Source organism: Vibrio aestuarianus (assembly GCF_028858425.1).
GTDB lineage: Bacteria > Pseudomonadota > Gammaproteobacteria > Enterobacterales > Vibrionaceae > Vibrio > Vibrio aestuarianus.
On record NZ_JAKNYQ010000002.1, the window covers coordinates 854904 to 878412 of the forward strand.

Consider the following 23509-nt stretch of genomic DNA (forward strand, 5'->3'; position numbering starts at 1 on the left):
CACTAAGGTTTTGTATGCCTCACTCACAGACAAAACATCGTTCTCAGGTCAAAAACACCGACCTGCCAGAATTTAGCAACGGCGTCAGTTTGTCGCTTGAAGAGCTGCTTCCATACAAGCAGCAAGCGATACATTGGTTACCACCAGCGAAAAGCTTGTGGGCTCAATTACTTGGTCAGCATCAAAGTAAACAACTCGGTAGAGGCATGGACTTTGCCGAAGTACGCCAATATCAAGCGGGTGACGATATCCGGTCGATCGATTGGCGAGTCACTGCTCGCACTGGGAAACCTCATACTAAGTTATTCAGTGAAGAGCGGGAAAAACCCGTCATTTTATATGTTGACCTCAGTACATCGATGCAATTTGGCTCTCAGTTAATGCTGAAATCGGTACAAGCCGCGCATATGGCGAGCTTACTCAGTTGGCTAAGTGTGGCGAAAAATGACCGTGTAGGTGCCGTGATCGACACTGGAAATGCATTAGTTGAGTTAAAACCGACCAGTCGCCAAAAAGGTCCGTTGCAGTTGATTCAGCAATTAGTCACGATACAAAACCAGCAGCTCAGTAGTCTCACCTTAACCAAGCGGCATGCTCATTCAATGCACAATGGTTTGATGGCATTGAATCGTTTATGTCCTAAAGGCAGCGAAGTTATTTTAATCAGTGATTTTGTCCATTGTGATGAATCACTAACGCCACTACTCAACCAATTGCATCGCCACAACCGTGTGCGAATGGTGCATATTTATGATCCACTCGAACAAGGAGAGACCCAATTTCGTGGTTTAGAACGGGTAACCGATAACCAACAGACGAGCTGGCTCAACTTTTCGACAAATAGTACACGCTTAGGGTTAAAAAAAGCCTTTGAATCTCAAAAAGAAAAACTAAAATCATTGAGTCAATCTATGGCAATTTCTTATACCTCACTCTCTAGTGAGAAACCTTTGCTGCAACAACTATCCGGATATAAAGAATGAAGGAATCATCAACTGCTACACCTTTAGATTTAAGCGCCATGCAACTGCCAGAATTACCTTCTTGGTTTCCATTGGCTTGGGGCTGGTGGGCAAGTGCGGCTGGAGTGCTGCTTTGCCTGCTGATCATCGTGCTAGCGATTCGTTGGCGTCGTAAACGTCTTGCACCGAAAAAAACCGCGCTGCGTTTGCTTAATTCACAATTTAGCCATTTAACACCTTCATCTGCGATTGAGCTGCTTCGTCAAGCGGCTTTGTGTTATTACCCACGAATGGAAATCGCGCATTTAACCGGGAAAGAGTGGTATACCTTTTTAGATTCTCAAATTTCTGCCCCTCTTTTTGTTCCTAATGAAAACTTGTGGCAACAAGCTTTATACCAAAAGCAAAATACTGAACAGAACAAAGAACTGATTCAGCACTGCTATCAATGGGTAAATGATGCGTTGCCGCCAAAGAAACGGAGATAGCTAAACTTTGGCAAATATAGAGTTATTGTGGTGGTGGGCGTTATTGCTGCTACCACTACCACTGGTTATTTATCGATTCTTACCACCAGTAAAAGAAAGGGCAGCCATTCACCTGCCCTACCTTCCAAAACAAGATCAGATATCGTCACCACGCAATATCGCCATAAAAGCCATCGCCACCGCTATTTGGTGTTTGCTGATACTCGCTGTTGCCCGCCCAGTTTGGTATGGCGACCCGGTAACGACACAACCTAAGCACCGAGATTTAATGCTCGTGGTTGATCTCTCCTACTCCATGAGTCAAGAAGACATGCAGCAAGGTGGGCAATACATAGATCGTTTGACCGCGGTCAAAAATGTTCTATCTGATTTCATTCAAAAGCGCGAAGGCGACCGTCTTGGTTTAGTGCTATTTGCTGATCACGCTTATCTGCAAACACCATTGACCTTGGATAAAAACACGATTAGCGAACAGTTAAACCAAGCGGTACTCAAATTAATTGGGACTCAAACTGCAATTGGTGAAGGCATTGGACTTGCCACCAAAACCTTTATTGATAGTGATGCTCCACAGCGAGTCATGATTCTTCTTAGTGACGGCAGCAATACCTCGGGGGTTTTAGACCCATTAGAAGCCGCAAAGATTGCTAAAAAATACGACGCCACCATATACACCATTGGCGTTGGCGCTGGGGAAATGATGGTTAAAGAGTTTTTTATGACTCGCAAAGTCAACACAGCTCAAGATCTTGATGAAAAAACACTGACTGAGATTGCCAACATTACCGGTGGAAAATACTTTAGAGCGCGTAATAGCCAAGATCTCGCCAACATATACGACACCATTAACCAGCTAGAACCAATAAGCCAAGCCACTCAAACATGGCGTCCTCAAACTGAATGGTTCGGTTACCCGCTTTTGGCAGCACTTATGCTTTCTGTGATCTTGATCGTGCTGAGGAGAAACCATGTCTAATTTTGTTTTTCTCAATCCATTATGGCTATTGGCGCTTTTCCCTTTGGCGGCCATTTTACTGTGGTTGACTCTGCGCTCGAAGCAGCAGACCCTTATTGCCCCTCATTTGGCCAAAGCGTTAGGCATAACAAACAACAAACGCCAATCGACAGCACTTTCCTTGATTGGTTTTTGCTGGCTACTCGCTGTCGTTGCACTTGCCGGACCTAGCTTTCAAACCGAAGCTCGCCCTAGTTACAGTAATAGCAATGCACGTGTACTGGTGATGGATATGTCAATGTCGATGTATGCGACTGATATTAAACCCAACCGTTTGACACAAAGCCGTTATAAGGCGCTCGACTTACTCGCTCACTGGAAAGAAGGCAGCACAGGGCTAGTCGCTTACGCCGGTGATGCATTTACCGTTAGCCCACTCACCAGTGACAGTGCAACTATTAATAACTTGTTGCCGAATCTTTCACCGGACATTATGCCCTATTTAGGATCCGATGCCGCCCGAGGCATTCAATTGGCGATAGAGGTGATGACCCATGCAGGCCTTGCTCAAGGGGATATTGTTCTGCTCACCGACGATATTGACTCACAAGAACAAGATGAGATTGAAAAGCTACTTGCTGGGACCAATTGGAAACTGATTATTATGGGGATAGGAACTCAAGCAGGTGCCCCCATCGTATTGGCTGATGGCTCGATGCTTAAAAACAATGCAGGACAAACCGTGGTCGCTAAGACCAACTTTGCGAATATGCAATCCCTTAGCCAATCGGTGCAAGGTATCTTTACACCAATTCGTCTCGACAATAGCGATATCGATATCATCGTCCGCCTTACTCAAGCAGAAAACCCCAATGTTGGTGCACAGAACAAACAAACCGTCGAAGACAGAGTGAATAATGGATACTGGTTACTCCTATTGCTTATTATTCCCTGCTTACTTTTATTTCGTCGTGGCTTTATTTTTTCCCTCGTCATCTTGTTTCTTCCGATGCTGCAAAGTCCAAATGCCGAAGCTTCGCCTTGGCTCAACCAAAACCAACAAGCAAAACAAGCCTTTGATAACGACGACTATCAAGGTGCCAGTGAGCAATTTACTGACTTAGAATGGAAAGGTATTGCCCAATATCAAGCCGGGGATTATGCAGCAGCGGTTAAGACGCTTTCTCAATTACCCAATACAAATGTCCGTTCTCAATACAATCTCGCTAACGCTTACGCGCAAAATGGCGAGTTAGTAGAAGCCAAAAAACGTTATGAGCAAGTGCTACGCCAACAACCAGACCATGCTGATGCTCAGCACAACCTTGATGTTGTGACTAAAGCTTTACAGCAACAGCAACAGCAACAGCAACAGCAACAGCAACAGCAACAGCAACAGCAACAGTCTGAATCGCAGTCCAATAAGGATCAACAGCAAAACTCACAACAAAACCAAAACAGCGAACAAGATTCTTCCTCTCAGCCATCTGATAGCAACAACGCAGATAACCAGCCAAGCCAATCCCAAAATTCAAAGGGAGAGAGTGAGGAACAGCAAACGGCGCAAGACAACCAGCAGCAGTCTGCGGAACAATCGCCCGCAGACAGCAAGCCCAACACCGAAGCACAAAAACCTGAGCCATCTCAGCGCGAGAGCGAGCAGGAAAATGCAGACAATTCTCAATCTGCTGATGCCACTCAAACTCAAAACACCTCAAGTGATGCAGAAAAGGAACAACAATCTGTTGCAGCACAAGCGATGGAAGCTGATAGCAGCCAAACCATTGATCCAGAATTGCGAAAGTTAGAACAAGTGGAAAGCGCCCGTGACCCGAGCCGCTTGCTCAAAGCACAAATGTTCTTACAAGCGAAACAAAGAGAAGAAAGCCAAGTTCAACCTCCACAAAACAACGGTAAAAAGTGGTAATCATGAAACAAGTTAATCGTTCATTTTTTGCTGTCATCATCAGCTTATTCATTGCGCTGAATGCGTTTATCTCCACCGCCTATGCGACGACGCTTTTCGCAAGTGTCAGTAAAAATAAAGTCGTCAAAAATGAAGTCTTTCAGCTGCGAGTCGTAGCTGATGAAAAAGCGTCATCGGACGCGATTGATTTTAGTGTGCTAGAGAATGATTTCTTTCTGGGTCGTCCCAGTTTTGGTACCTCAATGAATATCATCAATGGGGACAGCAGCACCCGCAGTGAATGGAACGTTTCGCTGGCCGCGAATAAGCTCGGAATTATTACTATCCCAAGCTTCACTTTAAATGGAGCCCAAACGCAGCCCATTTCTATTCAGGTTGCCGCTGACACTCAAGAGCCTGAGCAGTCGGATTTGGTTGAAATGCAATCTCATTTAGAACGTAAAGAGCTTTATCCGAATGAAAGCACTTACCTTAATGCGCGCTTAATCATAAAAGCCGATCCTAGAAGGCTGCAAAACCCTCAAATTGCTGCTCCTTCAGCTCAAGGCGTTGAATTAAAGCCAGCCGGAGAAGCAAACCAATATCAAAGCGTATTGGATGGCATTGAAGTCACCGTGGTAGACCAAAAATTCCAAGTCACGGCAAAAGAATCTGGTAGCTTCACTGTATCGGGGCCTGCATTTAAAGGCGGCCTAGTTTATGGCAGCAACCAAACTGGCAATACTCGCCTGATCCAACTTGATGTCCCCGCCAAAACGTTCCCTTTAACCGTATTGCCTAAACCAGAAACTTACCAAGGTACATGGCTACCAACATCTCAATTAACACTTGAGCAAACATGGCGTGATACAAGCGGTAAAGTGACAACTGACTCCCCCTTCCACACGAAAGTAGGTGAATCATTAACACGTGAATTAGTGTTAACGGTCAAGGGGATCTCCCAAGAGCAGCTACCTAATTTAGCCATCAATTATCCTGACACCATACGTGTTTACGCAGAGAAACCGCAATTCACAACATTGGACAATGGAGACGTTAAAATGACGATCAAACAGGTGCTAATTCCGAATACGATCGGCAATATCCAACTTCCAGAAGTGAATGTCACCTGGTGGGACACTCAAAGCAAATCGCAAAAATATAGCAAAGCAAGTGCATTAACTTTGAATGTTGAGAAAGGAGAATGGCTTGATCAATCGTCAGCGACACCGATTACACCACAAAATGTGCAGACAGTGACCGTTAAAGATGCTGGATATTGGCCTTATTTTACCGCTTTCTTCGCCCTACTTTGGGTAGCAACCATGATCGTCGCTTGGGCATTTAGAAATCAATCCTCAGCTCCTACAACAAATGCATACTCGGATCTTAATCAAGAAGATAGCAATGAATACACTCTGCTAAAAAAAGCATTATCCCAAGGTGATGGCGTACAAATCAGTTACTGTTTGACGCAATGGCGCGCTGTCGTTCAACTAACCGAGGAAGAAAAAATAACATTGGATAACGAATTAAACGCACTCAACAAAACACTCTATACAACACAAGAAAGCCCTTGGGATCCTGGAAATTTAGAGAAACTGGTCACTCGTATTCAAAAGCAACAAGCTAAGCGCGCTAAAAATAAAGCGCAACCTCTTGCAAAACTCTAGCGTGCACTTCACGCTTTTAACGCAATGATACGCATATAATAAAGCGTCCCAAAGCCAACATAAGGAAACAGTGACATGCAAATTAAGAGTACATCCTCTGCATTAATTATGGGGTTAAGCGTGATCCTCGGGCTCGGTGTGCTAGGCTTTTTTGTTCAGCAAACTGCCATCAAGTATAAAGAATACGAACGCGTAGTCACTGTAAAGGGGCTCTCCGAAAGAGAATACCCTGCTGATACCGTCATCTGGCCTATTCAATTTACCGTAGCAGACAATGATTTACCGACCATGTTTTCCACCATCGAAAAACAAACCAAAATGGTGACAGATTTCTTAGCCACCCAAGGCATTGCAGACAACAACGTTTCTTTGTCTTCACCTGCTGTTATTGATAAAAAAGCGCAGCAATACGGTGGAGAAAACTCGGTTGAATTTCGCTATTTAGCCAATCAAACCATCACGGTTTACAGCAATCAAGTTGACTTAGTTCGCGCCGCCATCAACAAGCTCGGAAACTTAGGCAAACAAGGTATCGTGTTCAATCAAGATCCTTACAACAACCGAGTCAATTACTCATTCTCAGGACTTAACGACATCAAGCCCGATATGATTGAAGAAGCGACCAAGCAAGCAAGAGAAGTGGCAGAGAAATTCGCCAAAGACTCACAAAGCTCGTTAGGGAAAATTAAAAGAGCCTCTCAAGGACAATTCAGTATTGTCGACCGAGATAACAACACGCCTCATATCAAAAAGATACGTGTGGTTTCAACGGTAGAATATTACCTATCAGATTGATAAAGCAGCAGACCAAGAGGAAGACTAGAAATATCTGACTATTCGACACATAATAACGGATATTTCTATTACTTCTGACCATGCAGTATTTCTATGATACGAATGCTATACCTAATTTCGATACTGTCTTGGCCGCTTGTTAGCTACGCTGATGTTGATCTTGTCAAAGTCGATAAATCCAAACGTAGAATGTACCTACTTGATGGGCAAACCGTAGTTCAGGAATACCGAATTGCTTTAGGAAAAAATCCGCAGGGGCATAAGTTTAAAGAAGGCGACCAACGTACACCAGAAGGTCGCTATTATCTTGATTATATTAGCAATGATTCATCATACTACCGCTCAGTCCACATTACCTATCCGAATCATCAAGATACCGTCCTAGCCATGAAATCAGGGGTGAATCCTGGTGGCGACATAAAAATTCACGGCTTAAAAAACGGCTTTCAAGCAAAGCCAGAATTCATTCAAAGCTTTGATTGGACTGATGGGTGTATTGCCATCACCAATGATCAAATGGATGATTTTCTCAGTCGAGTCAAATTAGGCACCCCCATAGTCATAGAATGGTAATGAATGCTCAAAATAACCATCCCCTATACCTAAACAACTTGAACTTAAAACTGCAGCAAGAAATGTATAACAGCAAAGCGATGAAAGCCTTGCTATATTGATAGTTATGCTTTTATCCTCAGACAAATTGAAGTTCAGGTAGGTGGCAAGTGAATTCACCCCATGAGCATAGATAAACTATCTAGTTAGGTTAAACGAATGTAGCCTGCGCAGATGCAGCTTCAAGCTGGAAAGGGATAGAGCTTTTATTTTATGTATTGTTGGTAATAAATACCAAGGAGTAACTGATACATGGGCAGTGTAGAAAATGAAAGTAAGTGTTTGAATATTATATTGAATGCTGTTCCAGACCATGTGTTTATTTTTTCTGAGTCCGGTGAATACCTCAATGTATTTGGTGGAGAAGATAATAACCTTGGCTTTGACTGTAAGAGCTTTATAGGTAAAACCCTCTATGAAGTTATGCCCCACACCATGGCGCATCAGTGCCACCAATTCATAAAAAAGGCATTAGCAGGTGAAGATTCACTCATTATTGAATACAGCTTTAATGAAGAGAATATGATCACCCTACCCGAAAATGTGACCATCAGTGACGAAGTATGGTTTCAAGGTATTATCAAACCTTTGCCTATGTTTTGCCTAAAAAGCAACCAACGCACAGTATTATGGACCGCACGCAATATAACCCACAGATACAACTTAGAAAAACAACTGAAAACATTAAGTGAAACGGATGAATTAACCGGTTTATTAAACCGACGTGCTTTTATGAAGCTGCTTTCTCAAGATATTGAAAACCATCCTGCAACTAGCAGTAATATCTCACTATTAATGCTCGATATTGATCTATTCAAAGAGATTAATGATCACTTAGGCCACTTAGCGGGTGATTACGTTATTAAACACATTACTAACATTTGTAGTGAAATGATTCTTCACCCACATTACATCGGCAGAATTGGTGGTGAAGAGTTTGCCATTGTATTAACTGAAACGTCAGAGTGTCATGCCTATGACATAGCCGAGAAATTGAGAATTGCGATTCAAAATGCGCCTTGTGAGGTTGAAGGCTATATTGTGAACGTTACGGTAAGCATTGGCGTATCTCAGCTGTTTGAATCTGATAACTCTAGTATGCACATCCTTTCTCGAACCGACCGAGCTATGTATTACTCAAAACAACATGGCCGAAACAGAGTCACCATTTTTGACGATAAGGTAGCCAACCACGCCAAAAATAAAAGCACACCAAAACAAATCAATTATAGGGCAGCTACTTAACAGATTTGCAACACACAGATATAAACCTGTTTAATTACATTCGCTTTAACGGCTTGACGACACTATCTAATCCTTCGATTTTTAGTGCTAAACATAACTTAAGCAACTCTCCCAGTTCAGCGCTTGGCCAACCTTTCTTTTCAAACCAAAGGAAAGCAACTGTTTTGGGGAATTTCTATACCTCTATCACTTCAACTTACAATTGGACAAAACCAAGCTAGGACTGACTAACTATGAGAACCAAGGTTTCAAATGATGGTTAAGAAGCCAAGAGGTAAATGATCGAAATGACAGTCACGGCACGAACACAGAATTATTTACAGGGTCGCTGTGGGAACAGCTCATCAATAAGCACTTTAGCCTCATTCAAATCCGAGACTTCAGGTGGTGCTTCTTGGGGTATTCAGGTGATTTTTTTCTAGTCGTGAAACCATGATGGCTTCCCAGAATGATCACTCAATACCAAAAGTGGGATCAAGTGCGTAAGATCACACTTTTTATGTCAATAGGGCTTGGTGAACACTTACAGCAATACGATGATAGACAGTCACGAATTGGATTTTGCACGAACGGTTGGGAAAAGGCTCTCTGAGCACAGAGAGCTGATTGAAGACATCGAAAGAGCAACAGGCTATTTCAGCTCTGAAGCAGGGCTGTGGTCAAGAGGGCGCGCACTAACGCAAGACTATTACTTAATATTTACTTCCACTAGCACCCCAAAGTGATCCGATACAACCGGATAAAAATCGTGATTAAAAATTACCTTATGCTGCTTTACCACTACAGGTTGATTACTAAGTACTAAATCAATGCGTAGCGCTTGGCTATTTTGCTCCCAACCATCAATGTTTTTAATGACAGTGGTTCCATCATCTTTGATTTCTGCTCTTTCATAACAATCCATCAAACCGCGTTGTAATAGGTAATCATAGCCTTCATTACGTATATGAGCTGGGTTGTTGAAATCGCCTAATAGAAAGCTCAACTCTGTTGGTAACGTTGCCTTGATTCGGTTGAACTGATCCTCAAATGAGTTCTCTGAGTCATTCCACCAGCCACAATGACAATTATAAAGATTAAAATCACCCTGTTTAGAGGTCACTTTAATACGCACTGCTCGCCGATGTTTCCAACAGCTCACATCATAGTTATCACTTAAATCAATGACCTCATGTTCGACAACCGGCAGTCGCGTCAAAAATGCGAGACCCTCTTGATATACTTCATAACTTTGATGAACGAAATCCCACGTAAGTTGGTAGTGATGACCGTATTCCATGAGTTTTTTCTGTAATAAATAACCATAGTTATCAGCTAACACGGTGTGATTAGTTAATATATTGACATCAACATCCGGGCTATCTTGATGTTGATTCACTTCTTGTAATGCAACGACATCACACCCTTGCTCGATAATGGCTTGCGCGACCACATCCAACTTTTCTAGCTGTTTTTCTTCTTGCCAACTATGAGAATTTAGCGTCATTAACTTCATTTATTGTTCACTTATTTATTCTAGTGAGATAAAACGCAGCGCAAGGCTGCGTTTCTCGAGGTTATTTGATCTAAAAATAATTACGCAGGTTGCGCTGAAAACTTCTGAACTAATTTAGATTTAATGACATCCACCCCAGGACCATAAATAACTTGTACACCCTGTTCTTTAATCACAGCACCAAGTGCTCCTGTTGGCTTCCATGACTCATATTCAGCAACCAACTGCGGATCATTAACGGTAATGCGCAAGCGAGTCATACAAGCATCAATCTCAGCAATATTGCCACGCCCGCCTAAATTCTGAATAATAATGTCAAGCTTCTCATCTTCCGACATAGCTTCTGAGCTTTCATCCAGGTAGTTACCCATACGACCCGGTGTTGGTAATTTCAATTTCACGATTAGGAAGCGGAACAATCCATAGTTAAACACAAAGAAAACAATAGAAACCAATGCAAAGCGAACCAGATCACCACCGATGCCCGCTGAAACCATCATAGGTATACGAGTGAGTAACTCAATCAAACCAAAGGCATGTACACGTAGGTCCATCACATCGACCAACGCAAATGCAACCCCTGTTAATACCGCATGCGCAACATATAAAACAGGAGCAATAAACATAAACATGAATTCAATAGGCTCTGTCACACCGGTTAATAACACGGCAAGACACGCAGATAAAAACATTGGCTTATATTGTGCGCGCTTATCACTATCAACACAGTGATACATCGCAAACCCAATACCAATCAATGAAGAGGCTGCGATAATAACTTGGCCCGCTTTAAAGCGTGCTGGGTGCACCGTATCTAACAGATGTTGGTAAGTTGTCGGATCGCTTAATTTAAGATTATTTAAATCGCTAACCCAAGCAAGCCATAATGGGTCTTGACCATAAACACTTGAGCCCGCATTCATCCCAGTCATAAGCTCATAAGTACCACCCAACTCGGTGTAATTCATTGGAATAGTTAAAGTGTGGTGTAAACCAAATGGCAGTAATAAACGCTCTAACGTACCATACAAGAAAGGAGCAGTGATCGGCGCAGTGTCTTTAGAGGTAGCAATCCATTGACCAAAATCATTAAGCGCACCTTGAATTAAAGGCCATATTACCGATAAACCAAACGCAATAATCAGCGAATAGAAAATAACAACAAAAGGCACAAAACGCTTACCATTGAAAAATGCTAATGCCTGAGGTAAGCGAGCGAAGTCATGATAGCGGTTAAATAAGTTGGCACCTAAATAGCCAGACATAATACCGATAAACACACCCATATTTAGGGCAGGAGCACCCAAAATATTCGTGAAGAATTGAGAGACCGGTAGCTCAGAACCAAGTAGGCTCATCACAACCGCCTCTGGGTCACTGAGCATAGCGTTATCCACGCCCAATATAACCCCAGTGATACGGTTGATTAAGATGAAGGCAATTAGCGCGGCAAATGCGCCTCCTGCACGTTCTTTAGCCCATGAACCACCAATCGCGACCGCAAATAATAGGTGAAGGTTAACAATGATCCCCCAACCTATGTTTTCCATAATAGCGCCTAGTGTTTCAATGGCACCGATACCACCGGCATACATGGCGACAACTTTACCGAGTGATATCATGATACCAGCGGCTGGCATCACCGCGATAACAACGATAAGGGATTTCCCAAATCGTTGCCAAAAATCAAAAGATAGTAACTTACTCATAAATGATTCCTTGGTTTAAATGCAGAGTAGTCTTATCAACGCCCTGCGATAAATATAATTTAGTGCTTTCTTGCAAATATGTACGCAGCATAAGCTGGGGCAATTCGCGTCGTTATAAAATCTGAGCGAACGTGTTCATTGTTAATATTCTGATTATCAAGCAGTAACTCGCCTAACTGCGTACAGTCGATATCAACGACACTCTCTTGCTTACTTAAGTTGGTAATAATGGTCCATGTCATATCTTGAGCAACACGTTGATAAGCATAGATATTAGGATCGTTAGGTAGCAGTAATTGATAACGCCCAACCACTAAGCTTTCATTTGACTTGCGCAGGGCAATCAGCTGCTTATAGAAATTCAAGATCGAATTTGGATCGTTCTGTTGTTGCTCAACATTGATATCTGCGTAATTTTGATTGACGGAGAACCAAGGTTGCACCTCAGAAAAACCGGCAAAATCCTGGTCGTTCCATTGCATTGGCAAGCGACTGTGGTCGCGAGATACTTGATTTAACAAGGCTAAGATGTCTGCATCGCTTTGACCTTGTTGCGAGAGCTTTTGAATTAAATTTCTCGCAGACACATCATTAAATTCATCAAGAGAGGTAAACTGATGATTTACCATACCAATCTCTTGGCCCTGATAAATAAATGGAGTTCCTTTCATCAAGAAATAACAACTCGCCAACGCGGTAGCACTGGCATACCTAGAATTAGGATCGGCAAAAGTATCAATACTACGAGCTTGATCGTGGTTTTCTAAATAAAGCGCATTCCAGCCTTTACCTTCTAAGGCATCTTGCCAACGCGATAAAATGCGTTTGAACTCCACGAGATCGAAGTTCTCGTTGCTTTGCTCTTCCGACCATAGCTTCATGTGTTCAAACTGAAAAATCATGTTAAAAACACCACCTTGATCGTGCTCGGTCGCTTCAGCAACCCAAGGCAATGCGTTGTCGGCCGTCACCCCATTGGCCTCACCAACGGTCACGATATCAAAGGGATCAAACGCCTGCTCTTTTAACTCATACAGATGTTTTTCAATCCCTGCCACATTCATATGATAATCGAACGAAGAGACATAATTTTCACCCTTTGGATTGGGTAAAGAGGGTAAACCGGGTTGTTTCTGAATATGGCTAATTGCATCGACACGGAAGCCATCAATACCACGTTCCAACCACCAATGAATCATTTTAAATAGTGCTTGTTTAACTTCAGGGTTTTCCCAATTAAGATCTGGCTGTTTTTTAGAAAATAGGTGCAAATAATATTGTGCAGTTTTGTCATCATATTCCCATGCACTACCATGAAAAATACTTTCCCAGTTATTTGGTTCGCAAGTCGGCTTTTCAGCTGTAGGCTCACAACCATCACGCCAAATATACCAATCACGCTTAGGGCTATCTTTGTTATCTCGCGATTCGATGAACCATGGATGCTCATCGCTGGTATGGTTGATCACTAAATCCATAATAATGCGGATGCCACGTTGATGCGCAGCCGCGATCAGTTTGTCCACATCCTCTAGGGTTCCAAAGTCAGGATGAATCGCTTGATAGTCACTGATATCGTAACCGTTATCATCATTCGGTGATGCGTAGAATGGGCAGATCCATATTAAATCAATACCCAAATCAGCAAGATAATCCAGCTTAGCAATGATCCCATTGATATCACCAATGCCGTCCTGGTTTGTATCATAAAAACTACGGGGATAAATTTGGTAGGCAGTTGCTTTCTTCCACCACGCGAGTGGTTTTGAGTGTAGATTATGAGCGAGTGTCATCGGTTATACTATGTGTGTTATCGTTAACACATAGTGTTAAATGGAACCTATTTGGACTCAATACAATTTCAGAGAAACTGTGAGCTCTCTCTCATTCTTATGTCGAATGTGCCTTCAACGGAACTGAAATCGCGCTTGAGCAATTTTTTGACAGCTTGGTAGCCCACTTGATAGTAGTTAAAAGCGACAGTAGTCAGGCTTGGGACTAACAAATCGCTGTAGTCATAGTCACCCATGCCTACAATCCATAAGTTATGACCAATCTTGAGTTGCTGCTCTTTGGCGCGACGATATAAACGAATGGCAATATTATCGGTGGCACAAAAGTAGACATGATTAGGCTGTAATTGAATTGCCTGGTAGCCGGCTTTGTCCTCCGAGTTGGCTAGAGCTTGTAGTGAAAAATTCAACTCAGGGACGGTGTCGGTAATGGTGGCTTGCATCAACTTAGTACGGCTGGAAAGCATACGCTCATCATAAATATAATGTACGGCTGCCAGCGGTGCCTGCTGTTGTTTTAACTGAGTGATGGTTTGGGAAACGAGTGCTTTAATTGCAGCATGGTCGGGGTAATATAAACAGCAATGGTGGGGGGTGTTTTTACCAATAAATAACACATTGTCTAAGGTTTGATAAAACGTCTCTTCGACACTGTGCTTTGAAGCAATAATAATAGTGCCCAATGCATTTAAGCCATTAAACTCTCTCACAGCTTGGCATTCTGACTCATGGTTAAACCCTGAGGCATGAAAAAGCATTCGTACTTGTGATTCATTGGCAGCCGCCAGTGCCCCTTTGATTACTAAACTGGTTGTATATGACTCAATGCGAGGAGCAACGAAACCAATAATATTAGATTGGCTACGAATGGAACGAGCAAATATATTAGGGGTATAATGATTTTCTTTGACGATAGCATCAATTTTAAGGCGATTTTCAGCCGAGACATAACCGTCATTAAAGTAACGTGATACGGTCATTGTTGAAATCCCAAGCTGTCTTGAAATCTCCGCCATGGTCATTTTTTTGCTCATTACATATCTCATTCAATTTTGCACTCTTTCCATACACCCAAGTGACTTCAAGATGCAGGATTCAGAGTTGAATCTCCTAGGCATAGTATCCAATATATTGGCTTACAATACAGTAAATAAAAACTGGGCGTGCGCATGAGTGCTTAATTTTTACTCACAAGATTTAGGCCTGCACTCAAGACCGGGGAGTGAGCATATCTTGAACAAGTTAGACTCCAATGCTGACGAATAGAATATACCGAATCAACTTGAAGATGCTGACTTGAGTACCTGAAAATTATCATTTTGAGATTTTGGCTGTAAGGTGGAAGATAATAGGATGCATGAAAAAAGCCAGCAACTTACGTTACTGGCTTACTAAAAAAATCGTCAACGTATTTTAGGGCGAGACAGATTGGTACTATTTAATGTTTAAGAATGCAGCGCCACGAACACCACCTGAATCACCGTGTTTCGCTTTGATAATCTTAGGGCACTTCGCAACCGATAGTAGGTATTTAGGGATGCGCTTTGGCATCTCTTCATAAATCAGTTCGAAATTCGATAGACCACCACCGAGCGCTACAACATGAGGGTCATTACCTGTAAATATGTTTGCAAAACAGATAGCCAATAGCTCCATAAAGCGCTCTACGTGTTCACAGGCTTTTTCTTCGCCGGCTTCGTACGCTTTAATGATATCAATCGCCTTTTTCTCTTCACCAAAGTAATGTGCGTAGATAAGTTCAAAACCGCGACCGGACAGGTAGCTATCTAGACAACCTTTCTTACCACAACCACAACCAAGTAGTGGTGCATTGTCGCCTAGATGGAACCATGCATCGATTGGCAGTCGAGTATGCCCTAGTTCACCCGCAACGTGGTTACGACCAGAGAAAACCGCGCCGTCATATATCAAGCCGCCACCAAAACCTGTCCCTAAGATAAGGCCCATTACAAATGGTTCATCTTTCAGCTCTTCATCCCATGCTTCAGATAGTGCGAAACAGTTAGCGTCGTTTTCTACTTTTACGCTGCGACCAATTTTAGCTTCAAGATCTGCACGTAATGGCTTGTCGTTGGCAGCAGGTACATTCACTGTAAGTACGGTGCCATCGTCTGCATCTTCCATTCCTGGAAGACCTAAGCCGACTTTGCCTTCACAGCTAAACTCTTGGTCGTACTTACTAACCAGAGAGGCTATGGTTTCGATCAGCAGAGCGTAATCGTCGGTTGGGGTTGGTACTCGCTCCGTTGCGACTCGTTCTAGTTTTTCGTTAAATGCACCAAATTCAATCTTAGTGCCACCAACGTCAAAACCGTAGTACATCTTTTCTCTCCCAGAAAAATATAAAAAAATCTTTAATGGAGCCATTATCCATAGAGCTACGCCTACAAACTGTGACTCACGACCAATTTGGCTTTTCAACGCTGTCAACTGAACAGAGACTATCCTGACACAGGGGGATAACGACACTTGCGACCATTAAAGTAGTAATAAAAACCGTGTGGTTGAGATATGTACCTTTTAACATCAGGGTTATATTCTAGATGGAAACAAAAATCGAACTCTAAAACAGAGAGGGTGCGAACGACAGCATCGTTTTTCAAGCTCATGAACTTGCAGATGTTGTGGACGTGAGAGGATTTTTTGGTTTGGTCGAACATAGTGCGCTTCACTTTTGTTGTAAACCTACAACAAAAAATAGACTATGCTGACTTATAGTGCGAATTTGCTAAATATTTTGCAATTTATGCTAAGTTATTTTGCAAACATCAGATGTCGCTGAAATCATAAAGCGTCCAATGAGCCAACTCTATTTCAATAAGTTAGGCCATCATGAAAACCATATCGTATCCAAACATAAAACCATAAGATGTCCTTTTCGTATACCTCTACAAAACGGCAACTACCTAGTGTAAGAAAGTTACACAACGTTGACTACATGACATATACCCAATTCAAATCATCTTCAGTTTATAAATCTTCAAATAATTCACACCTAAGGTAGGCAAACGCCTACGGAACTCACTTTTGGACAGAAATGCGTTATAGATTGTACACAGCGATACTATTTTCGGATAAGTTGAGTTAGGAGAAACGCCTAAATGGACCTTCAATAGAAAAGCTGCTGGTTCAGTTGGAAGATCTAAACCGATTTATAAGGCTGAATATTTCGTCAGAAACAGTATTCTCAATAAAAGCTCGTTCTTCGCTGTGAAGGCTATTGAAGTCAGCAATTAAGGTCTCCATCTCATTTCTAGATGAGAGAACTCTCTGTGCGTCTTCGGAAGACCGGGCAATTTTTCTCATGTGACCCAGCATCGCTTGCATCTTCTCGTTCTTGTTCTCGTGATTCTTTTCAATAGCCATATACATGGACATCCAAAGCTCAAGGGCAATGTTTGACTCTAGTTTTAGCGCAGTACCATTAGTTAAGGAATTTAAGAACGTCATGAAAGCGAGGTGGTTTTCTTTCCTTGCTAGGGGGGTAATCTTTCCAATTTCAATGTAATGCCCGGAGAAAGTTATAAGCTCTGACAATATTCCCCTTAATGCCCTCTGATATTGAAATGCACCAAACATGTTTAAAACAAGTACGTTTTCAACCTTTGAAGTACTGAACAAGTCGCCCAGTTCTGGATTACTGGAAAAGCGAATCGACATTTTTCTTTGTATTTCTAGCTGGTTATGGATATGAGTGTGTACATTCCTATGACCTAACCCGATGTCACTACTCAGGTTCTCTTCATGCGTTATGCGTTTATATATTCCCACCGCCTCAGAGAGAAAGCTACTGTCTGAAATGAAGGCTTTTAATGTGCAGAACTCGAAACTGTTACTTGGGAAAATATTTCGATATAGCTCATCTGGATCAATGAATGTAACACGGTATTGATTTTCCAGCTTTTTTAGGAGGCTTACAAAACTCTCCTTATGGCCTTGGTACCTCTGGAACGCGATTAGTTTTAATTGTTCTTTTTGTTCATGCCTTAACGCCCTATTTTGAATAATAAGGAATAGCAGTGTTCCGACCGTTCCTATTGCCCCTAGGCTAGTACTGATGGCAGAAACGCTCTCTGCTTTTGTCCAATCCATATCCCAAATTGCCGCCAAGATACCGCCACCAACCAAACATGCTACGACACCTGCAACAAACGCTAAGCACGTAAACATTAATAGCTCTGATATTTTCAATTTTCGGCTCACCCTATCTAGCTGATTTTTAATGCATACTCAGTTGAATTATACGTATTAAAAATGCTTATCTCTATTTCCAATGGCACTTCTCTGAAACGTATCGCAAAAACGGCAGTATCACCTCCGAACTAGGTCGGGGCATGAACGTACGAGAACTTATCGCTGAGCAACCGACCTTGTAGTGGCATAGTGAGTTTAGCCACAGAGTTAGAGTTCTAGACATGAGGGAAAGTAGGTCAAAATATGCTTTAGAGAACCGCGTAGCTGAACTCTCGCAACTCATTTCGGGGCGTGCGACGTGAGGTCGTATGAAGCGCTGTTCACCGCTTAATGTGTGAACCATCTGTATCACCAGATGAACCTAGGACTCTGAATAAAGTAGCGAGTCTGACAATGTAACGAAGGCTGGTCATGCACCAGTCGGGATCTAAATCGCGAGAGAACGATCCTCCTGATAACCACAATCGGGTGAGTGCTAGGTAGTCAGCATGATGAACATAAGTGAATCCGCATAAGGTGCGTTATATGATGAATCAGCGGAAGTGGTTAATACGCTGTGGCCAAAAGGCATGAGAGTCGGAAAGAGATTGCCCCGTGCTCTTTCGTGATCGTTGAACTCTCCGCACTATAGCGGGCATCTACACTGACATTGCGCGACATACGGAACACGGTAAGCCTGTATCACTCCCTCTGGGAAAGCCTTCGTGGCCGATAGTGATGCAGGTATAGGAGGTTGGAAAAAGCGAAGGCTGCATTGTAACGATGCAGATACAGATTCATATCTGATCACGAAAGTGGGCTGACTTCCGACTGGTCTTCCGTTGCAAGAGAATTTGAAGAACTTTATTCAAGGAGAAACGCAAATGATGATTTCAAAAGAGATTAGTGCCTCTCCTGACAGTGCTCAATGGCAATCCACCAATTGGAAAGACGTTGAATCTCATGTTTTAAAGCTTCAGATGCGTATTGCAAAGGCAACACGAGAAGGTAAACACAGCAAAGCGAAAGCGTTGCAGTGGATACTGACTCACTCGCGTTCGGCAAAACTTCTTGCTGTTAAGCGGGTATCACAAAACAAAGGCAGTAAAACGCCTGGAATTGATGGCGTTATCTGGAATACAGATACGCGCCGCATGAAAGCGGTCAATCAATTGAGCAGAAAAGCTTATCAAGCCAAACCGCTCAAGCGTATCTACATCCCCAAGAAAAATGGCAAGCTCAGACCACTGGGTATCCCCTGCATGGTCGATAGAGCGCAGCAAGCGCTTCATCTTCTTGCTCTGGAGCCTGTATCAGAAACACTTGCCGGCCCTAACAGCTATGGATTTAGACCAAACCGCAGCACTGCCGATGCAGTCGCACAGTGCTTCAAGTGTCTGGCATTAAAGAAATCAGCTCAATGGGTTCTTGAGGGAGACATCAAAGCCTGTTTCGACAAGATCGGACATCAATGGCTTATGGACAACATTGCCGTAGATAAACGTATGTTGGAACAATGGCTAAAGTCTGGTTTTATAGACAAAGGGTTGTTCTATCGCACTGACGAGGGAACACCACAAGGTGGGGTCATATCTCCGACCTTGATGCTTATGACTCTTGCAGGGCTTGAGCAACGCATAAAGTCTACTGCACTAAAAAAGGGTGCTAGAGCCAACTTTATTGGATACGCCGACGATTTCGTCGTCACCTGTGCTTCAAAGGAAGTGCTGGAGAACGATATTAAACCGTTGATTGCTGATTTCTTAGCAGAAAGAGGCTTAACACTCTCCGAAGAGAAAACGCACATTACCCATATCAGCCGTGGTTTTGACTTCTTAGGCTTTAATCATAGGAAGTACAAAGGGAAATTGCTCATTAAACCGAGCAAATCCAACACACTGCTGTTCTTGAGTAACTTGCGTGAACTCATCAAAAAGCACGCAACTATCCCCGTTAACGATTTAATCAAGTTGGTAAATCCGAAACTCAGGGGCTGGTCGAATTACTATCGACACTGTGTAGCTAAACAGGTATTCGGATATGTAGGTCACAAGCTATTCCATGCGTTATGGCACTGGGCTAAAAGGCGTCATCCAACAAAGTCTAGAACTTGGGTCGCTCTTAAATACTTCATCAACCGTCAAGGTCAATGGCAATTTCACGGTTGGCAGAAGATCATGAATATGGATTGTCAGTTCAATCTGTTTCAAATAGCCAAAGTGCCGATAGAGAGACATGTGAAAATCAGGAGTGCCGCTACACCTTTTGATCCTCAACACCAAGAATACTTGGCAAAGAGAAAGTCAAAGAGGCAAAGTCGCAACTCTTGGCATGAGCCTGCTCTCACTGCTTTGTAAGTTGCTGGGTGCCAACTGGTGCCTTCGTGAAGGCTTGAGCCTAGTGCGGTGAAAGTTGCACGCTGGGTTCTTAGAGGGGCGACACTTGGTAACAGGTGTCGTCTACTCGACAAAACCTTGCTAGCAATGATCGAGCTGAGAAGTGTCTGGGCATTATCGAGTTAGGGAGTGCTATCTACAATGGTGCATTCTTAGTAGGGCGTAAAAGAGCCAGTGATACAATCACTGGCTCTTTTATCTTAAGTAGCTCAACCTTCGATTTTAGCTCAGGTAGCTGCCGGCCAAATGGTAAATGTGCAGATCGGCTTGCAACTCTTCTGCTGTTGCATTACCAATATAATCGATGGTGACAGGATGGTGGGGTAAAAGGGTAAAACTGGCATCACTGAATCGACCTTTACCGCTAAACTCAGGGTGAACAAAGAAAGCTGGTGCATCAGTTTTGAGCACAACTTGTATCCCTTGATCATTTTTAATTACGTCTGCTGTGATGTTAGCAGCGGCGAGTGGCAAGCGTTTAAACAAATCATCAAACCAAGTGTTGTAAATGACCTCACCTTGGCAGTTCAGCTCGACATGATAGAAGCCTTGCCCTTGGCGTTTTTCTAATGCCTCAGGACTTAATCGCCATAATACCTTGTTGCCGTCTTCTTTAATGACATCAGATAAAGGCCACCCCTCAAGAATGTTCCCTTGCCAGTCGATTAAGGACACTTGCCCTTCTATTTTTCGGTCGGCGTGTTCATCATTCAACCCGTGTAAACGCAGCCCACTTTCATCATGAACGAATGTCGCCATTTGCGGAGCAAAGAAGCGTTTGGCATGGTAGTGCAGTTGTTTCCAGCGACCTGAATACTCAATGCTCGACCATGAACTTACAGGCCAGCAGTCGTTCAATTGCCAATAGAGAATGCCTCGGCAAATGGGTTTGTTGGCGCGCCAAAATTCGCTGGCGGTTTTTATTGCGAGTGCTTGTTGCACTTGGCTGAGGTAAAGCATTTGTTGAAAGTTGGATGGAAAGCGGAAATAGCGCGTAAACATTTCGGTGATGATGCTATTACCACGGCCGTTTTTTTGGTGCTGTTCAAACGTTGGAGAGGTCACATTCCAATCGCTAGGCTCGGCAAAGGTTTTGACTTCCGGCAGTGATGGCCATGATTGATAACCAAATTCGCTGCAAAAACGTGGTTTAATGCTGTGGTACGCATCTAAGGATTTGCCAGAATGCCATACATCCCAGAAGTGCATATCGCCTTTGTTGTCATCGTGCCAAGCATCACCAAAATCTAATTCGCCATTACATGGAGAGCTCGCCCAGAAACGGCGCGTTGGGTCTTCGGTTTCGACTGTTTGTTGCAACACGCGATTAAGCCTGTCGTAGTTCACCACATACTTTTCGCGATTGGTACGAGACTCAGGATACCAACCAATAGCACCAATCACTTCGTTGTCACCACACCAAAGTGCGAGACTTGGGTGATCTCGTAGGCGTTTCACTTGGTCACGCACTTCCAGTTCTACATCGGCTAAGAATTCTGGCGTTGATGGATACAGTGCGCAGGCAAACATCAGGTCTTGCCAGACCAATAGCCCAAGTTCATCACACAGATCGTAAAACTCGTCTTGTTCGTACATGCCACCGCCCCAAACACGAATCATGTTCATGTTGGCATCGACCGCATCTTGAAGTAGGGCTCGATAACGGTCTGAGGTATGCAGCGCTGGCATGGCATCAAGTGGAATCCAGTTCGCACCTTTGGCCATGATGGCCTTACCGTTGACGATAAAGGTCATCGACGATCCCACTTCGTCTGCTAAAGTTTCGAGTTCTAACTCGCGTAAACCGATTTTCTTGGTGATGGTCTGGCCATTAATTGAGACGACTAACGTGTAAAGAGGCTGCTCGCCATAGCCTGCTGGCCACCATCGCTGCGGGTTCTCAATACTAAAGTTGAGTTGTGTATCGGTTGTGGCTGAGGTTTGCACGTTTAATACGTCTTCACCTAACGGAGAGGTGAGAGTTGCTTCGATCAATGCGCTGGATTCTGAATTTAATACTTCAAGGTCAACACTCACCGCGAGTTCGCACTGTTTGCTTTGCCATATTTGTTTGGTCGTGATGTTGTTAAGTCGATATGCTTGGCGGGCAATCAACTCGATTGGTGCATATACGCCGCTGGTTAGCAAGCAAATCCCCCAATCCCAGCCTGAATGACATTGGGTTTTGCGCAAAGTATTCATATGCGGAATTTGGTTATTACCCACAGCCCAAGGAACCGGGAAAGGCAGCTTTTCGGCGCGAGCGGCCGCTTCTAGATCTGCACGTCTAATCGTAATAGTGAGAGTGTTTTCCCCTTCCACTAAAAATGGGCGAACATCCGTTTGATACAGGCGGAACATGTTGCTGCATTCCAACACGGTTTCACCGTTGAGCGTAATCTCCGCCATGGTATCGACCATGCTCATGGAAAGGTCGATTACGTCATGGGCAAGGAGTTCTGAAGATACCTCGAAGCTTCGGGTTATTTGCCAGTCGTGCTCAGAGACCCACTGCACGTTTTTTTCATTGGTTGCCCAATAAGGATTGGGAATGAACTCGGCAGCGAGTAAGGCAGAATGCACATCGCCTGGTAGTGTCATGTCGGTTTGAATGTCTGGGTTCGTTAGGGATGCTAGGCGCCAATTTCCGTCAAGAATTAAACGAGTCATGCCCACTCCTGTATTAGGTTAGATTGAAGTCGGGCCATCATACGAAGCGGTGACTTTGAATTGGGTGCGCATGAGCAAACATTGATCAAAAACTAAGCCAATTTAATTAAAAATTGGAGCTACTTCATAGTTTTACCTACAAGTGGAATTGGTTGATTTTAATTTGATTTTCAAGATGCTATCTAAGTTCACCTAGCGCTAAAAGCCAACCCGCTATCGCTCAATCAGATTGCACTAAGAGTTTCGGTATTTCTAAGGAATTACATTCGCTTTAACGGCTTGACGACACTATCTAAGCCTTCGATTTTCAATGCTAAGCACAATTGCAATAAACGACCTAACTCCCCCTCTGGGAATCCTTTTTTATCAAACCACAGTAGATATTCTTCTGGCAGATCGATAAGTACTCGGCCAGCATATTTACCAAATGGCATTTGCATGCGCGCAAGTTTTATCAGGTTTTCTTTTTCTAGCATTTCTTATCCACATGAATGACTAACCATTTGAGTTTCTTCAGTTTACTTTTCTCTGCTTAGTTACGGTAGTTTTTTGTTATTCACTCTCTTTGGAAACCAGTCACCTTGTGGTCTAATATCGGACATCGGTTCTCCGCCCA

The 23509-nt window shown here is 43.3% G+C and carries 17 protein-coding genes and 2 pseudogenes; 9 read left to right on the forward strand and 10 right to left on the reverse strand.

From position 1 onward, the window contains the following. Positions 1 to 14 precede the first annotated feature (14 nt). The 8 genes from MCT08_RS17455 (at position 15) to MCT08_RS17490 (ending at position 8636) form a co-directional block, all read left to right on the forward strand. Positions 15 to 983, forward strand: a complete 969-nt coding sequence (locus MCT08_RS17455) for a DUF58 domain-containing protein (RefSeq protein ID WP_053311081.1) — start codon at positions 15 to 17, stop codon at positions 981 to 983. Then, a complete protein-coding gene (locus MCT08_RS17460) occupies positions 980 to 1450 on the forward strand; it encodes a DUF4381 domain-containing protein (RefSeq protein WP_053311082.1) in 471 nt (156 codons plus the stop codon). Before MCT08_RS17455 ends, MCT08_RS17460 begins: the two co-directional genes overlap by 4 nt. Before the next feature lie 7 nt (positions 1451 to 1457). Further along, positions 1458 to 2426, forward strand: coding sequence for a vWA domain-containing protein (locus MCT08_RS17465; protein ID WP_053311083.1), 969 nt, complete (start codon positions 1458 to 1460; stop codon positions 2424 to 2426). Beyond that, positions 2419 to 4332, forward strand: coding sequence for a vWA domain-containing protein (locus MCT08_RS17470; protein WP_274678993.1), 1914 nt, complete (start codon positions 2419 to 2421; stop codon positions 4330 to 4332). The genes MCT08_RS17465 and MCT08_RS17470 overlap by 8 nt, the downstream gene beginning before the upstream one ends. A 2-nt stretch (positions 4333 to 4334) precedes the next feature. After that, complete coding sequence (locus tag MCT08_RS17475) at positions 4335 to 5984, forward strand: BatD family protein (protein WP_274678994.1); 1650 nt, start codon at positions 4335 to 4337, stop codon at positions 5982 to 5984. Between the two features lie 75 nt (positions 5985 to 6059). Then, complete coding sequence (locus MCT08_RS17480) at positions 6060 to 6779, forward strand: SIMPL domain-containing protein (RefSeq protein ID WP_168524265.1); 720 nt, start codon at positions 6060 to 6062, stop codon at positions 6777 to 6779. Positions 6780 to 6872: 93 nt separating this feature from the next. Next, positions 6873 to 7352: a L,D-transpeptidase family protein gene (locus MCT08_RS17485; RefSeq protein ID WP_274678995.1), complete on the forward strand. Its 480-nt coding sequence runs from the start codon at positions 6873 to 6875 to the stop codon at positions 7350 to 7352. A gap of 291 nt (positions 7353 to 7643) precedes the next feature. Beyond that, complete coding sequence (locus MCT08_RS17490; protein WP_274678996.1) at positions 7644 to 8636, forward strand: sensor domain-containing diguanylate cyclase; 993 nt, start codon at positions 7644 to 7646, stop codon at positions 8634 to 8636. 34 nt (positions 8637 to 8670) lie between these two features. On the opposite strand, the pseudogene MCT08_RS17495 reads toward MCT08_RS17490, so the two are convergent. The 8 genes and pseudogenes from MCT08_RS17495 to MCT08_RS17530 form a co-directional block, all read right to left on the reverse strand. Next, positions 8671 to 8787: pseudogene (locus tag MCT08_RS17495) on the reverse strand (putative quorum-sensing-regulated virulence factor); the annotation flags it as partial. A gap of 537 nt (positions 8788 to 9324) precedes the next feature. Next, positions 9325 to 10122: an endonuclease/exonuclease/phosphatase family protein gene (locus MCT08_RS17500; RefSeq protein WP_274678997.1), complete on the reverse strand. Its 798-nt coding sequence runs from the start codon at positions 10120 to 10122 to the stop codon at positions 9325 to 9327. Between the two features lie 89 nt (positions 10123 to 10211). Then, positions 10212 to 11840 (reverse strand): PTS transporter subunit IIBC, encoded by a 1629-nt coding sequence (locus MCT08_RS17505; RefSeq protein WP_274678998.1) that lies wholly within the window; start codon positions 11838 to 11840, stop codon positions 10212 to 10214. A gap of 59 nt (positions 11841 to 11899) precedes the next feature. Beyond that, positions 11900 to 13633 carry a glycoside hydrolase family 13 protein gene (locus tag MCT08_RS17510; RefSeq protein ID WP_274678999.1) on the reverse strand — a complete coding sequence of 578 codons (1734 nt, stop codon included), beginning with the start codon at positions 13631 to 13633 and terminating at the stop codon, positions 11900 to 11902. 68 nt (positions 13634 to 13701) lie between these two features. Continuing rightward, positions 13702 to 14667, reverse strand: coding sequence for a LacI family DNA-binding transcriptional regulator (locus tag MCT08_RS17515; RefSeq protein WP_017070321.1), 966 nt, complete (start codon positions 14665 to 14667; stop codon positions 13702 to 13704). Between the two features lie 400 nt (positions 14668 to 15067). Further along, positions 15068 to 15976, reverse strand: a complete 909-nt coding sequence (nagK, locus tag MCT08_RS17520; protein ID WP_274679000.1) for an N-acetylglucosamine kinase — start codon at positions 15974 to 15976, stop codon at positions 15068 to 15070. Positions 15977 to 16107: 131 nt separating this feature from the next. After that, a pseudogene (locus MCT08_RS17525) lies at positions 16108 to 16314 on the reverse strand (TnsA endonuclease N-terminal domain-containing protein); the annotation flags it as partial. 469 nt (positions 16315 to 16783) lie between these two features. After that, entirely contained in the window at positions 16784 to 17824 is a 1041-nt protein-coding gene (locus MCT08_RS17530; protein WP_274679001.1) for a hypothetical protein, read from the reverse strand. An 887-nt stretch (positions 17825 to 18711) separates the two neighbouring features. Here MCT08_RS17530 and ltrA point away from each other — a divergent pair. Then, positions 18712 to 20184 (forward strand): group II intron reverse transcriptase/maturase, encoded by a 1473-nt coding sequence (gene ltrA, locus MCT08_RS17535; RefSeq protein WP_274678579.1) that lies wholly within the window; start codon positions 18712 to 18714, stop codon positions 20182 to 20184. 261 nt (positions 20185 to 20445) lie between these two features. Here ltrA and MCT08_RS17540 read toward each other — a convergent pair whose 3' ends face one another. Further along, positions 20446 to 22893, reverse strand: a complete 2448-nt coding sequence (locus MCT08_RS17540; RefSeq protein WP_274679002.1) for a beta-mannosidase — start codon at positions 22891 to 22893, stop codon at positions 20446 to 20448. Between the two features lie 260 nt (positions 22894 to 23153). After that, entirely contained in the window at positions 23154 to 23369 is a 216-nt protein-coding gene (locus tag MCT08_RS17545) for a DUF3820 family protein (RefSeq protein WP_053311095.1), read from the reverse strand. Positions 23370 to 23509 lie beyond the last annotated feature (140 nt).

What these genes read in the sequence shown, in the direction of transcription:
- MCT08_RS17455 (WP_053311081.1), top strand. Translation starts at nt 15, where the DNA reads ATGCCTCACTCACAGACAAAACATCGTTCTCAGGTCAAAAACACCGAC.
- MCT08_RS17460 (WP_053311082.1), top strand. Translation starts at nt 980, where the DNA reads ATGAAGGAATCATCAACTGCTACACCTTTAGATTTAAGCGCCATGCAA.
- MCT08_RS17470 (WP_274678993.1), top strand. Translation starts at nt 2,419, where the DNA reads ATGTCTAATTTTGTTTTTCTCAATCCATTATGGCTATTGGCGCTTTTC.
- MCT08_RS17475 (WP_274678994.1), top strand. Translation starts at nt 4,335, where the DNA reads ATGAAACAAGTTAATCGTTCATTTTTTGCTGTCATCATCAGCTTATTC.
- MCT08_RS17480 (WP_168524265.1), top strand. Translation starts at nt 6,060, where the DNA reads ATGCAAATTAAGAGTACATCCTCTGCATTAATTATGGGGTTAAGCGTG.
- MCT08_RS17485 (WP_274678995.1), top strand. Translation starts at nt 6,873, where the DNA reads ATGATACGAATGCTATACCTAATTTCGATACTGTCTTGGCCGCTTGTT.
- MCT08_RS17490 (WP_274678996.1), top strand. Translation starts at nt 7,644, where the DNA reads ATGGGCAGTGTAGAAAATGAAAGTAAGTGTTTGAATATTATATTGAAT.
- MCT08_RS17500 (WP_274678997.1), bottom strand. Translation starts at nt 10,122, where the DNA reads ATGACGCTAAATTCTCATAGTTGGCAAGAAGAAAAACAGCTAGAAAAG.
- MCT08_RS17505 (WP_274678998.1), bottom strand. Translation starts at nt 11,840, where the DNA reads ATGAGTAAGTTACTATCTTTTGATTTTTGGCAACGATTTGGGAAATCC.
- MCT08_RS17510 (WP_274678999.1), bottom strand. Translation starts at nt 13,633, where the DNA reads ATGACACTCGCTCATAATCTACACTCAAAACCACTCGCGTGGTGGAAG.
- MCT08_RS17515 (WP_017070321.1), bottom strand. Translation starts at nt 14,667, where the DNA reads ATGAGCAAAAAAATGACCATGGCGGAGATTTCAAGACAGCTTGGGATT.
- nagK (WP_274679000.1), bottom strand. Translation starts at nt 15,976, where the DNA reads ATGTACTACGGTTTTGACGTTGGTGGCACTAAGATTGAATTTGGTGCA.
- MCT08_RS17530 (WP_274679001.1), bottom strand. Translation starts at nt 17,824, where the DNA reads ATGTTTACGTGCTTAGCGTTTGTTGCAGGTGTCGTAGCATGTTTGGTT.
- ltrA (WP_274678579.1), top strand. Translation starts at nt 18,712, where the DNA reads ATGATGATTTCAAAAGAGATTAGTGCCTCTCCTGACAGTGCTCAATGG.
- MCT08_RS17540 (WP_274679002.1), bottom strand. Translation starts at nt 22,893, where the DNA reads ATGACTCGTTTAATTCTTGACGGAAATTGGCGCCTAGCATCCCTAACG.
- MCT08_RS17545 (WP_053311095.1), bottom strand. Translation starts at nt 23,369, where the DNA reads ATGCTAGAAAAAGAAAACCTGATAAAACTTGCGCGCATGCAAATGCCA.